Here is a 12840-nt window from a genome sequence, read left to right on the forward strand (position 1 = left end):
TCAGACGGTCAATTACCTAATTTTCAGGGAAAAAGTCCAGGAATTTTCGCCCCGATCCCTCCAATGGCTGGCACTTTTTGAGGTCAAAAAAGTCTAAAAGTCTTATCCAACAAGGTTTTTAGATTTATTCAGCCAACCCTATTTAAAGAGCAACCGCCACCTTGATGGGCTGCTGGCGTATCAATAGCGATTCTCGTCCACAAAAACTAGACGAGAAGCACCATAACAAACAGTCTCTAAGAAAAAAAGATGTTAGCGATAACATCTTTTTGGCATTTTTTACAATTTAACTTCAATATCAACCCCTGCGGGTAAATCTAATTTCATCAAAGCATCGATTGTCTTAGAAGAGGGTTGGTAAATATCAATAATGCGGCGATGGGTGCGGGTTTCAAAATGTTCACGGGAGTCCTTGTCAACGTGAGGGGAACGCAGGACACAATAAATCTTTCTTTTTGTCGGTAGGGGAATCGGTCCGATCGCCGTGGCGTTAGTTCTATTGGCAGTATCGACAATCTTCTCACAGGAAGTATCGAGTAAGCGCTGGTCAAAAGCTTTCAAACGAATGCGAATTTTCTGTTGTTGTAGCGTAGCCATAATTTCACCTATTGCAATTGTCAAGGTACAAAATAAAGACAGTAACGGAGCAGCTTTTAAATTCACTGCCCCGTTAATTAGTAGATTAGCCTACTTGATAATTTTCGAGATAACGCCGGAACCGATGGTGCGACCACCTTCGCGAATAGCGAAGCGCATACCCTGTTCAATAGCGATCGGGTTGATCAGTTCCACGGTCATTTTGATCCGGTCTCCCGGCATGACCATTTCTACAGTGCTGCCATCATCGGCGGTGTAGTCTTGGATAGTACCAGTTACGTCGGTTGTGCGTACATAGAACTGAGGACGATAGTTTTTAAAGAAAGGAGTGTGACGACCACCCTCTTCTTTACTTAACACATATACCTCACCTTCAAACTGGGTGTGGGGTTTGATTGTACCCGGTTTAGCGATCACCATGCCGCGCTCGATGTCGGTTTTTTGGATACCACGCAGGAGGATACCAGCGTTGTCACCAGCCATCCCTTGGTCGAGACTTTTCTTGAACATTTCGATCCCGGTGACGGTGGTGGCGCGGGTATCTCTGATCCCGACCAATTCCACGTTATCACCCACTTTCACAATACCGCGTTCGATCCGACCGGTAGCCACCGTCCCCCGACCAGTAATCGAGAATACGTCTTCTACCGCCATCAGGAAGGGTTTATCGATATCCCGTTCAGGGGTGGGGATATAGCTATCTACCGCTTCCATTAATTCATAAATTGCGTCCACCCACTCGTTATCGCCTTTTTGGGCCTTGGGGTTTTTGGTCATGTACTCGAGGGCTTCTTTAGCAGAACCGGCAATAATGGGGATTTCGTCGCCAGCGAAGTCGTAATTGGTGAGAAGTTCGCGTACTTCCAGTTCTACGAGTTCCAGTAACTCCTCATCGTCCACCATATCTTTTTTGTTGAGGAAGACCACGAGGTTAGGTACACCCACCTGACGAGCCAGCAGGATATGTTCCCGGGTTTGGGGCATCGGGCCATCAGCGGCCGAGACCACGAGAATACCACCGTCCATCTGTGCCGCACCGGTGATCATGTTTTTTACATAGTCGGCGTGGCCAGGGCAGTCCACGTGAGCGTAGTGGCGATCAGCAGTTTCGTACTCAACGTGAGCGGTGTTGATGGTGATCCCGCGGGCTTTTTCTTCGGGAGCGGCATCGATTTCATCGTATTTTTTAGCTTGGGCATTACCCAAGGCCGCTAGGGTCATAGTGATAGCGGCGGTGAGGGTAGTTTTGCCGTGGTCAACGTGACCGATCGTACCGATGTTAACGTGGGGTTTCGTCCGTTCAAATTTAGCGCGTGCCATTTACTTTTTGTTCCTTTGTTTTTTTTCTTCTTCAGGTGGGTGAACAGTAATCAGTTACCAAAGACCAGTTTTAAGTTAGCAGTTATTAGGGTTGACCGACCAACTTTAAATGATCGGTTTATCTTCACTGCTCACCGGTCACTGGTTACTGATTAGCCGTTCCCTTTACTTTTGGTGATAATCGTCTCGGCCACGTTGCGGGGGACTTCTTCGTAATGGCTAAATTCCATGGTGAAGATGCCCCTTCCTTGGGTTTTGGAGCGAATATCAGTGGCGTAACCGAACATTTCCGCTAGGGGAACTTTAGCGGAGACTTTGGCGATGCCGGTCTCGGTTTCTTGACCTTCGATTTGTCCCCGACGGGAGTTAAGATCACCGATGACGTTACCGATGAAGTCTTCGGGTACTTCCACTTCCACCTTCATCATTGGTTCTAGGAGAACAGGAGCAGCTTTCATCACTGCTTCTTTGATCGCCATGGAACCGGCAATCTTAAAGGCCATCTCGGAGGAGTCCACATCGTGGAAAGAACCATCTACAAGGGTTGCTTTCAGGTCGATGACGGGATAACCCGCTACAATCCCCGATTCGCAAGCTTCTTTCATCCCTTGTTCTGACGGACTGATGTATTCTTTGGGGATAGCACCACCGACAATTTTGGAGACGAAGACAAAGCCTGACCCCGGTTCACCCGGTTCGAGTTCGATGACGACGTGGCCGTACTGCCCTTTACCACCACTTTGACGGATAAATTTACCCTCAGCGCGCACGGGTTTCCGCACAGTTTCCCGATAGGCCACCTGGGGAGCGCCCACCGTCGCTTCGACTTTGTATTCCCGGAGCATTCGATCGACCAGGATTTCCAGGTGCAGTTCTCCCATCCCGGCGATCACCGTTTGATTGGTTTCGGGATCAACTTTGACCCGGAAGGTGGGATCTTCATCGGAGAGAGCTTGCAGAGCTTTGCTGAGTTTCTCGATGTCCTGTTTGGTTTTCGGTTCCACCGCCACGGAGATAACCGGTTCGGGGATAAAGAGGGATTCTAGGATAATCGGGTTCTTATCATCACAGAGGGTATCCCCGGTAATGGTGTTTTTCAGTCCGATCGCCGCTCCCAGATCACCGGCGCGCAGTTCATCCACTTCGATCCGTTCGTTGGATTTGAGGACGATCAGGCGAGCGATCCGTTCTTTGGTTCCTTTGGTGGAATTGTAGGCGTAGCTGCCTTTAGCTAGCACACCGGAATAGACCCGTAGGAAGGTTAAACGACCGAAGGGATCGGCCATGATTTTGAAGGCGAGGGCCGAGAAGGGCGCATCGTCCTTAGCCTCCCGGATTGCCTCGCTGCCATCGGGAAGAATCCCTTTAACGGCGGCTACTTCCGAGGGTGAGGGTAGGTAATCGACGACGGCATCGAGGAGCAGTTGTACCCCTTTGTTTTTGAAAGCCGAGCCGCAGAGGACGGGAACAATTGTACCAGCAATCGTCCCTTCTCTGAGACCGCGTTTGATTTCGGCTTCGGTGAGTTCTTCACCTTCTAGATATTTTTCTAGGAGTTCTTCATCAGCTTCCGCTACAGCCTCCACCAGCTGCACGCGGAATTCTTCGGCCTTTTTCAATAAGTCTTCGGGAATGTCGGTTTCTTCTATGTCTTTCCCTAGATCGTCCTTATATATATAGGCGCGCATCTTGACGAGATCAACGATCCCGCTCAGTTCGCTTTCCGCGCCGATCGGCATTTGGATGGGAACGGCGTTAGTTCTGAGGCGATCTCTTAATTGTTCGTAAACTTTGAAGAAGTTCGCCCCCGTTCTGTCCATTTTGTTGATAAAGGCAATCCGGGGTACTTTGTACCGATCGGCTTGTCTCCAGACGGTTTCTGATTGGGGTTGTACACCACCAACAGAGCAGAAAACCGCCACCACTCCATCGAGTACCCGCATGGAACGTTCCACTTCAATGGTGAAATCGACGTGGCCGGGGGTGTCAATGATGTTGATGCGATGATCTTGCCAACTGGTACTGATGGCGGCGGCGGTGATGGTGATTCCTCGCTCCCGTTCCTGTTCCATCCAGTCGGTAATTGCCGTTCCGTCGTGGACTTCGCCCAGTTTATGAGCGACTCCCGTGTAGAACAGGATTCTTTCTGTTGTCGTTGTTTTGCCCGCGTCTATATGAGCGGCGATTCCGATGTTTCGCACTCTCTCTAGCGGGATAGTCCGTGCCACAGCAACCTCCTTGCTTTGCTTGCCAGTGATGGGATTTTGTTCTAGGATTTTTTACACTATTTACAATTCTATACTTTTCTTGACAGTTTTTTGGCGGCAGCGGTGTAGTCCACCGCCCTTAAAGTATCTTTAAAGTATCTTTTTAGTAACGATAGTGGGCAAAGGCTTTGTTTGCCTCCGCCATCCGGTGGGTTTCTTCCCGTTTTTTGATCGTGCCGCCGGTTTCATTGGCCGCATCCATGATCTCGTTGGCCAGTTTACCTGCCATGGTTTTGCCGCCTCTGGTTCTGGCATAATGGACTAACCAGCGTAGTGCCAATGTACTACCGCGGTTGGTGCGTACTTCCATCGGGACTTGATAGGTGGCTCCACCGACCCGGCGGGCTTTCACTTCCACTAGGGGAGTGGCGTTTTTAACGGCTTTTTCAAATACTTCTAGGGGTTCTTGACCGGTACGTTCGCCGACGGTTTTCAGGGCATCGTAAACGATATTAGCGGCCAGGGATTTTTTGCCCGATCGCATGATCCGGCGGATGGTCATGCTGACTAAACAGCTATTGTAAACGGGATCGGGGGGAATAGGACGTTTTTTGACGTTTTTACGGCGAGACATCGGATTATTCCTGAATTTTCTAGGTTAACTTTAACTTTTGCTTGACAGTCGGATGATTACAGCCCATCTCAAACCCTCTCCTGCGAGTTTTCAGTCTCTTGGGTTAACTTTGACCGACTCGGTGGGAGTATTTTTTTGGTTAATCAATTCCCTGTTTATTTAGCGGCGGGTTTGGGGCGTTTGGTTCCGTACTTAGACCGAGCCTTTTGACGGTTTTTCACCCCAGTGGCATCGAGGGTGCCGCGAATGATGTGATATCTGACTCCGGGTAGATCTTTGACCCGACCGCCCCGAATCAGGACGACCGAGTGTTCTTGCAGGTTATGACCGATGCCCGGGATGTAGGCTGTCACCTCAAATCCAGAGGTCAAACGTACCCTAGCCACTTTCCGTAGGGCTGAGTTGGGTTTTTTGGGTGTGGTGGTATATACTCTTGTACAAACTCCCCGACGTTGGGGGCATTGTTTGAGGGCGGGAGATTTGGTTTTTCTTTTCGCTTTGGATCTTTCGTCGCGTATTAATTGCTGAATGGTGGGCATGATAGGGCTGTATCTAAGGTTACTCTGAACTCCTATTACCGAAGGTCAAATCGTTGACAAAAGGTCATTATAGCAAATTGTCGCTCTTGTTGTCAAGTCGCTTATTGTGCTTTTCTCCGGTTTAGATGTTAGAGATTGTCTTTTTCTTGGGCGGCGGCGGCACTCAATTCGGGCGTTATTAGGCGATAAAATTACAGCTTCGTTGTTTTGGCTTGATGATGCAATTTTAGCGATAATTATCACCTGATTAATCGGCCAATGTCTGAAAAGCTGTCTCTAGCTAACCTCATTTTCAGAACTGGTGTCTAGAGTATTAGCTCTTAACGATATATTTAGAGCGTTTGTACTGGATGCAACCTAGGTGTGCTGCCATAAAATATTGTTAACCTTTGAGGTTAACAATATTACAAGGGTCATCGAAAATTTGGGTCTGAAACCCCGTCGTTCTACGACGGCTTTACCGTTAAATATGAGCATCGTTTACGAAATATATGCTAGTGTGAAAGGACATGGAAAAAGCCTATTCGTTTCGATTTTACCCCACACCAGAACAAGAGTCGCTATTGCGGCGCACATTGGGCTGTGTAAGATTAGTTTACAACAAAGCTCTCCACGAACGAACACAAGCTTGGTACGAAAAGCAAGAAAGAGTAGGCTACGCTCAAACTTCTTCAATGCTAACCGAGTGGAAAAAGCAAGAAGAATTAAACTTTCTCAATGAAGTTAGCTGTGTACCTTTACAACAAGGGTTAAGACACCTACAAACAGCTTTTACTAACTTCTTTGCTGGTCGTACTAAGTATCCTAACTTTAAGAAAAAACATCAAGGAGGAAGTGCCGAATTTACCAAATCTGCTTTTACAATTAAAGACAGACAAATCTATTTAGCTAAATGCACAGAACCTTTACCTATTCGATGGTCAAGACACATCCCAGAAAGCTGTGAACCAAGCACAGTAACAGTCAGATTACATCCTTCAGGACGCTGGCATATCTCAATAAGATTTGATGACCCAACGATTAAGCCTTTACCAGTAACAGATAAAGCCATCGGAATTGACTTAGGAATTAGTAGCCTCGTGATTACCAGCGATGGCGATAAAGTATCTAATCCTAAGCATTTTAAGAAACATTATCAGAGGTTGCGAAAAGCACAAAAAAATCTTTCTAGAAAACAGAAAGGGTCAAAAAATCGGGAAAAAGCAAGAATCAAAGTAGCCAAGATTCACGCCCAAATTACTGATAACAGAAAAGACCATTTACACAAGCTAACCACTCAATTAGTTCGTGAAAACCAAACGATTGTGGTTGAGAATTTAGCCGTCAAGAATATGGTCAAAAACCCGAAATTATCTCAGGCAATATCTGACGTTAGTTGGGGAGAAATTACCCGACAATTAGCCTATAAATGCCGTTGGTATGGAAGAAATTACATCGAAATAGATAGATGGTTTCCTAGCTCTAAAAGATGTAGTAATTGCGGGTATATTGCTGAAAAAATGCCGTTAAATATTCGAGAGTGGGATTGTCCAGACTGTGGGACGCACCATGACCGAGATATTAACGCCAGTAAAAATATTTTGGCCGCAGGGCTTGCGGTGTCAGTCTGTAGAGCGACCATAAGACCAGAACAGAGTAAATCTGTTAAGGCAGGTGCGGAACCCCGCAAGGGAAAGAAGCAGAAACCCAAATCGTGAGGTTTGGGAATCGCCGTCCGTTTTACGGCGGCGAGGATGTCAATCCACAATACCCTCGATCGAGCTTAGGGTAACATTTTGGGCTTATTGAATTTAACTAGCGATAGATTCGAGGATTTATTAGCCCCATCAAAACAAAAAAACCTGATTTTCGCCCGATTTTTCCCCATTTACCGCCCTAGTCCGACAAATAATTTCTCCCGCAGATAAGAATTATTCTCAATAGCTGTACAATAGGAAAAGACAACTTTACCAAGAATCGAGCAATGAACGATAAAATAACTCGGAGAGTCTTTCTAGGCGCGGGAACAGCCACCTTAGCGTTAGCAGTGGGTCAATTAGGGAAAATAAACGAAGTTTCCGCCCAAACTAAACAATTAAACCTCTATTCCTCCCGTCACTACAACACCGACCGACGATTGTATGACAACTTCACCCGACAAACGGGAATAAAAATTAACCTCGTGGAAGGGGAAGCGGACCCATTAATCGAACGGATTAAAAGCGAAGGCAGCAATAGTCCTGCTGATATACTCCTGACGGTAGATGCCGGGAGATTATGGCGGGCCGACCAACAGGGAATTTTTGCCCCGGTCAATTCCCGCATTCTCACCCAAAGAATTCCCGCTAATTTGCGTCACCCCAAAGGTCACTGGTTCGGGTTTAGTAAACGCTTGCGGGTAATCATGTATAACAAAGACAGAGTTAACCCCAGAGAAATCGATTCCTATGCAGATTTAACCAATCCCAAATGGAAAGGAAAAGTCGTCACTCGGTCGTCTAGTAACATCTATAGTCAATCTTTTACCGCTTGGTTAATCGACATCCAAGGAGAAGCAGCCGCAGAAAAATGGTGTCGGGGATTAGTGGCTAATTTTGCCCGTTCACCCCAGGGTAATGATAAGGCACAAATCGAAGCTGTAGCCGCAGGAATTGCCGATTTAGCCCTAGCTAACACCTATTACTTAGCGGGGTATGCCGAAGAAAAAGACCCGGCTAAACGGGCAATTTATGACCAAGTAGGCGTAATTTTCCCCGACCAAGCAGGCCGCGGCACTCACGTTAATATTAGCGGTGGTGGTTTAATTAAAACTGCCCCCAATCGAGAATCGGCCATTAAATTTTTAGAATATCTTTCTAGCAATGAAGCACAGAACTTTTTTGCTAAGGGTAATCGAGAATATCCCGTCGTTCCAGGGGTTGCTTTAGACCCTTTCCTAGCAAAACTCGGACGCGGGAAAGAAGATACAGTTAGCGTGGCTAATTATGGTCCTAATTTAGCCAAAGCGGTACAGGTAATGAATCGCGCTGGTTGGAAATAAGTTATCAGTTATCAGTTATCAGTTATCAGTTAAGGCAATTGAAATAAAACCGAGAGATTATTAGCTGGCATAGGAATTACTTCTAACAATTGTAAACCTCGATCGCTCGCTGCTTGCACCACATCTTCTAAATTCCTAACTCCCCAAGTAGAGTTTTGAGAACGGAGAGAAAAATCAAAGCTTTCATTACTAGGAGAAGTATGTTTTCCCTGTCGTTTATAGGGACCATAAAGATAGAGAATTCCCCCCGGACTGAGAATGCGACTCGCTCCTGCCATTAACGCTAAACAAGCGGACCAAGGGGCGATATGAATCATGTTAATATTAACAATCGCATTAATAACGATATTTTCCGTCTCTACCGCCCAAACTGACTGATGAACATCGATAAATAGGGGGCGATCGAGATTAGAACTAGGACAATAATCGCACCAACTGCGAATACTATCTAGAGCCAGAGGGTTACAATCCGAGGGAATCCAACGACAAGGAGCAAGACGAGGAGCAAAAAAAACAGCGTGTTCACCCGTGCCGCTAGATATTTCTAGGATATTCCCAGTCTTCGGTAAAAATTGGCTGAGAACTTCTAAAATCGGCTGACGATTGCGTTCTGTTGCCGGAGCATATTGACGTAAATCAGACATAACTAGGGTTTGCGGCAAAAAGTTGGTTGGTGGGGTTAGGAGTCGGTCGTCAGGCGTTGGTCGTCAGGCGTCAGTCCTGATGAAAAAATTTTCACCACCACAGATGAAAGGGGTTTGATCGATTTTCAGGTGGTCAACTACCTAATTTTCAGGGAAAAAGTACCTGAATTTTCCCCCCTATCCCCGCAATGGCTGGCACTTTTTGAGGGGAAAAAAGTCCAAAAGTCTTATCCAACAAGGTTTTTAGATTTATTCAGCAAACCCTAATTAGGATAACCTTCTAGGTTTGGTGAGGGTTTCAACCATTGCTGCCTAAAAAAGCACAGAATATCCCATTATGAAATTCAGTAAAATCGCTGTAACCATTGTAACATCGTTGTTAAATAAAAATCTTTCTCAATTAATTTTTAAGAATTTGTAAATATTGCGGAATGTTAATTTAAATATTCTCAAGTTTTTGGAGTCAATAAATAATTTTTGCTTATCTTTGGCGAACATTGGGTTAGGAGTCAGTATTCTCCGAGTCAGCTTTTTTCTCCCTTCTCCCTGCTCCCATCTCCCTGCTCCCATCTCCCTGCTCCAGAAAAATATTAAGTTTTGTTAAGAAGTTAGTGACAAAAGACCAGCTTTAATCTCTATTATCGTAGTAAGTGGATTTTGACCCGAATCAAGCCGGTCAAGATAAATAGTAACTTTTGCCCATCATCAAACAAAGATGGTCAGTCTAACTAAAACAGTCGCTGTGGCCATGCCCTCGTGATCAATTCCTATGTCAACCCTGGTTATTGTCGAATCCCCCACCAAAGCTCGGACGATCAGCAATTATCTGCCTAGCGGCTATCGAGTCCAAGCCTCCATGGGCCACATCCGCGATCTGCCCGCCTCCGCCGAAGAAATTCCCCCCGCCCACAAAGACAAATCCTGGGCCAATTTAGGCGTGGATGTGGAGAACGATTTCGACCCCCTCTACGTCGTCCCCAAAACCAAAAGTAAAGTCGTCAAAGAATTAAAAGAAGCCCTCAAAGGGGCCAGCGAACTGATCCTCGCCACCGACGAAGATCGGGAAGGCGAAAGCATCAGTTGGCATCTCTTGCAGGTACTCAACCCGAAAATACCCACCAAAAGGATGGTATTTCACGAAATCACCAAAGAAGCAATCCAAGCCGCCCTCAAAAATTGTCGCTCCATCGACGAAAATTTAGTTCACGCCCAAGAAACCCGCCGCATACTCGATCGCCTCTACGGTTATACCCTCTCCCCCCTACTCTGGAAAAAAATCTCCAAAGGGTTATCCGCCGGCCGGGTGCAATCCGTGGCGGTACGTCTGCTCGTGCAGCGCGAACGAGAACGACGAGCCTTTAAAACCGCCAATTATTGGGATCTGAAAGCCACCCTCGAAAAAGACAAAAATCAATTCGAGTCGAAATTAGTCACCTTAAACGGTCAAAAAGTGGCAAATGGGAGCGATTTCGATGCCGAAACCGGCAGACTGCTCCCCGGTCGCCAGGTGACACTTTTGGATCAAGCCACCGCCGCCGCCTTAAAAGAACGCATCGAAGACAAAATCTGGCGCGTTAGCCACACCGAAGAAAAACCCACCACTCGCAAACCTTCCCCCCCCTTCACCACCTCCACCCTACAGCAAGAGGCTAACCGGAAACTGGGCATATCCGCCCGCGACACCATGCGAATCGCCCAAAATCTCTACGAACAGGGCTACATCACCTATATGCGGACCGATTCCGTCCATCTTTCCGATCAGGCCATCACCGCCGCCCGCAATTGTGTAGAACAAATGTACGGAAAAAATTACCTCAGTCCCCAACCCCGGCAGTACACCACCAAAAGCAAAGGCGCACAGGAAGCACACGAAGCCATCCGGCCCGCCGGTAGTAGCTTTCGCCTGCCCCGGGAAACCGGCCTGAGCGGACTAGAATTCGCCCTCTACGACCTAATCTGGAAACGTACCGTCGCCTCACAGATGGCCGATGCCCGCATTACCCAGATCGCCGTCAATATTCAGGTAGAAAATGCCGGATTTCGCTCCTCTGGCAAAAGAATCGACTTCCCCGGCTTTTTCCGCGCCTATGTGGAAGGTTCCGACGATCCCGAAGCCGCCATCGACGACCAAGAAATAATCTTACCCGCCCTCAACGTCGGTGACACCCCCAATTGTCGGAAACTAGAAGCGATTAGCCACGATACCCAACCCCCCGCCCGTTATAGCGAAGCCTCCCTCGTAAAAACCCTCGAAAGTGAAGGAATCGGGCGACCCAGCACCTACGCCACCATTCTCGGCACAATTATCGATCGCGGTTATGCCCAAATGCGGAATAAAACCTTGATTCCCACCTTCACCGCTTTTGCCGTGGTTAGTTTGTTAGAAAATCATTTCCCCGACCTGGTAGATCCCAAATTTACCTCGAAAATGGAGGAAACCCTCGACGATATCGCCACCGGTTCCGCCCAATGGTTGCCCTATCTCGATCGCTTCTATCGCGGCGAAAAGGGGCTAGAAAGCCAAGTAAAAGAGCGCGAGAGTCAAATTAACTCTAGCACCGCCAAATCGGTGATTTTAGAGGATTTACAGGCAACTATCAAGATCGGCAAATACGGACCCTATCTGGAAGTCCCCCGGGGGGATGAAATCCTCACCGCTTCCATCCCGGCCGATTTAACCCCGGCGGATCTGAACCCCGAACAGGTAGAAACCCTGCTGCGACAAAAAACCGAAGGTCCGGATAAATTAGGTCTTCATCCCGACACCGGAGAGCCGATTTATCTGCTGGTGGGTAGTTACGGTCCCTACGTCCAGTTAGGAGATATCAGCGATGACAATCCCAAACCGAAACGCGCCTCCTTACCCAAAGGAGTCAAACCCGAGGACATCACCCTCGAACAAGCGGTGGGTTTATTAGCACTGCCGCGACTGCTGGGAACCCATCCCCTCACCGGAGGCAAAATTAAAGCCAGTTTAGGGCGTTTCGGCCCCTATGTGGTTCAGGAACAGGGTAAGGAAAAAGAATATCGTTCCCTGAAAGCCGGCGATGATGTCTTAACCATAACCCTCGATCGAGCTTTGGCCTTATTAGCCGAACCGAAAAAAACTCGCAGCGCCCGCGGTTCTACCAAACCACCCTTAAAAGAATTGGGTAAACATCCCGACGATGGGGAATTGGTGGGATTGTACGAGGGACCCTACGGAGTTTATATCAAGCACGGTAAGACCAACGCCAAGATTCCCGAAGGAGAAACCGCCGAAACCCTCACCCTAGAACAAGCTTTAGTCGCCCTAGCGGCCAAGACAACCACTGCCAAGAAAACCACTACCAAGAAAACTACTTCTACCACCACTAAAAAAACTACTTCCCCAGGCAGTAAAACTGGCAAAAGTAAGACGGTTTAGCGGTTAGTGGTGGGGCGATTTTCTCCCTGGTTAATTCCTCACCCCGATGCGGGGACAAATCCGGCTGGCTTTTTTGTCTTTTGCACCACTTTGAACGGGCTGATCCTAAGTAGGGTCTGCTGAAAAAGTTTTTCCTAGGGGCAGGGTGTGGGGTGTGGGGTGTGGGGTGTGGGGTTTTACCCATTTTCAGGTGGTCAATTACCTAATTTTCAGGGAAAAAGCACCTGAATTTTCCCCCCGATCCCCGCAATGGCTGGCACTTTTTGAGGGGAAAAAAGTCTAAAAGTCCTATCCAACAAGGTTTTTAGATTTATTCAGCTGATCCTAAGTAGGTAGGGCTTGCTGAATAATGGTAAAACCCTTTTAAAATAAAGCTTTTGACCTGTTAAAGTCCGATGTTAGTGCAAGAAAATAGGATTGGGACTTTCAAAAACCTTGCATTATCCTTCTTGTAGTACATCGCTTGGTACAAAA

At 47.4% G+C, this 12840-nt stretch carries 11 protein-coding genes; 5 read left to right on the forward strand and 6 right to left on the reverse strand.

Going from position 1 to position 12840, the window contains the following annotated elements; translation table 11 throughout:
* Nucleotides 1–279: 279 nt before the first annotated feature.
* The 5 genes from rpsJ to rpsL form a co-directional block, all read right to left on the reverse strand.
* Nucleotides 280–597 (reverse strand): 30S ribosomal protein S10, encoded by a 318-nt coding sequence (gene rpsJ / locus O9290_RS25955; RefSeq protein ID WP_002740287.1) that lies wholly within the window; start codon nt 595–597, stop codon nt 280–282.
* Nucleotides 598–687: 90 nt separating this feature from the next.
* Complete coding sequence (tuf, locus tag O9290_RS25960) at nt 688–1917, reverse strand: elongation factor Tu (RefSeq protein WP_045360760.1); 1230 nt, start codon at nt 1915–1917, stop codon at nt 688–690.
* A gap of 152 nt (nt 1918–2069) precedes the next feature.
* Nucleotides 2070–4145 (reverse strand): elongation factor G, encoded by a 2076-nt coding sequence (gene fusA / locus O9290_RS25965; RefSeq protein ID WP_288087684.1) that lies wholly within the window; start codon nt 4143–4145, stop codon nt 2070–2072.
* A 142-nt stretch (nt 4146–4287) separates the two neighbouring features.
* A complete protein-coding gene (rpsG, locus tag O9290_RS25970; RefSeq protein WP_002739653.1) occupies nt 4288–4758 on the reverse strand; it encodes a 30S ribosomal protein S7 in 471 nt (156 codons plus the stop codon).
* A gap of 155 nt (nt 4759–4913) precedes the next feature.
* Nucleotides 4914–5297, reverse strand: a complete 384-nt coding sequence (gene rpsL / locus O9290_RS25975; RefSeq protein WP_002740176.1) for a 30S ribosomal protein S12 — start codon at nt 5295–5297, stop codon at nt 4914–4916.
* 509 nt (nt 5298–5806) lie between these two features.
* Between rpsL and O9290_RS25980 the strand changes: the two genes are divergently transcribed.
* On the forward strand, nt 5807–6994 hold the full coding sequence (locus O9290_RS25980; protein ID WP_288087686.1) for an RNA-guided endonuclease InsQ/TnpB family protein: 1188 nt from the start codon (nt 5807–5809) through the stop codon (nt 6992–6994).
* Nucleotides 6995–7260: 266 nt separating this feature from the next.
* Nucleotides 7261–8316, forward strand: a complete 1056-nt coding sequence (locus O9290_RS25985) for a Fe(3+) ABC transporter substrate-binding protein (RefSeq protein ID WP_002762070.1) — start codon at nt 7261–7263, stop codon at nt 8314–8316.
* A gap of 29 nt (nt 8317–8345) precedes the next feature.
* On the opposite strand, the gene O9290_RS25990 is transcribed toward O9290_RS25985, so the two are convergent.
* Nucleotides 8346–8960 (reverse strand): DUF938 domain-containing protein, encoded by a 615-nt coding sequence (locus O9290_RS25990; protein WP_012267928.1) that lies wholly within the window; start codon nt 8958–8960, stop codon nt 8346–8348.
* Nucleotides 8961–9047: 87 nt separating this feature from the next.
* Between O9290_RS25990 and O9290_RS25995 the strand changes: the two genes are divergently transcribed.
* The 3 genes from O9290_RS25995 (at nt 9048) to topA (ending at nt 12366) form a co-directional block, all read left to right on the forward strand.
* Complete coding sequence (locus tag O9290_RS25995) at nt 9048–9227, forward strand: hypothetical protein (RefSeq protein WP_223213063.1); 180 nt, start codon at nt 9048–9050, stop codon at nt 9225–9227.
* A 157-nt stretch (nt 9228–9384) separates the two neighbouring features.
* Complete coding sequence (locus O9290_RS28640; RefSeq protein WP_071825112.1) at nt 9385–9564, forward strand: hypothetical protein; 180 nt, start codon at nt 9385–9387, stop codon at nt 9562–9564.
* Nucleotides 9565–9729: 165 nt separating this feature from the next.
* Nucleotides 9730–12366: a type I DNA topoisomerase gene (topA, locus tag O9290_RS26000; RefSeq protein WP_288058891.1), complete on the forward strand. Its 2637-nt coding sequence runs from the start codon at nt 9730–9732 to the stop codon at nt 12364–12366.
* Nucleotides 12367–12840: the final 474 nt, after the last annotated feature.

Source organism: Microcystis sp. LE19-41.2A, assembly GCF_027530405.1.
Lineage (GTDB): Bacteria > Cyanobacteriota > Cyanobacteriia > Cyanobacteriales > Microcystaceae > Microcystis > Microcystis aeruginosa.

Bases quoted from the DNA above. Each gene is read 5' to 3' on its own strand.
- rpsJ (WP_002740287.1), bottom strand. From the start codon at position 597: ATGGCTACGCTACAACAACAGAAAATTCGCATTCGTTTGAAAGCTTTT.
- tuf (WP_045360760.1), bottom strand. From the start codon at position 1,917: ATGGCACGCGCTAAATTTGAACGGACGAAACCCCACGTTAACATCGGT.
- rpsG (WP_002739653.1), bottom strand. From the start codon at position 4,758: ATGTCTCGCCGTAAAAACGTCAAAAAACGTCCTATTCCCCCCGATCCC.
- rpsL (WP_002740176.1), bottom strand. From the start codon at position 5,297: ATGCCCACCATTCAGCAATTAATACGCGACGAAAGATCCAAAGCGAAA.
- O9290_RS25980 (WP_288087686.1), top strand. From the start codon at position 5,807: ATGGAAAAAGCCTATTCGTTTCGATTTTACCCCACACCAGAACAAGAG.
- O9290_RS25985 (WP_002762070.1), top strand. From the start codon at position 7,261: ATGAACGATAAAATAACTCGGAGAGTCTTTCTAGGCGCGGGAACAGCC.
- O9290_RS25990 (WP_012267928.1), bottom strand. From the start codon at position 8,960: ATGTCTGATTTACGTCAATATGCTCCGGCAACAGAACGCAATCGTCAG.
- topA (WP_288058891.1), top strand. From the start codon at position 9,730: ATGTCAACCCTGGTTATTGTCGAATCCCCCACCAAAGCTCGGACGATC.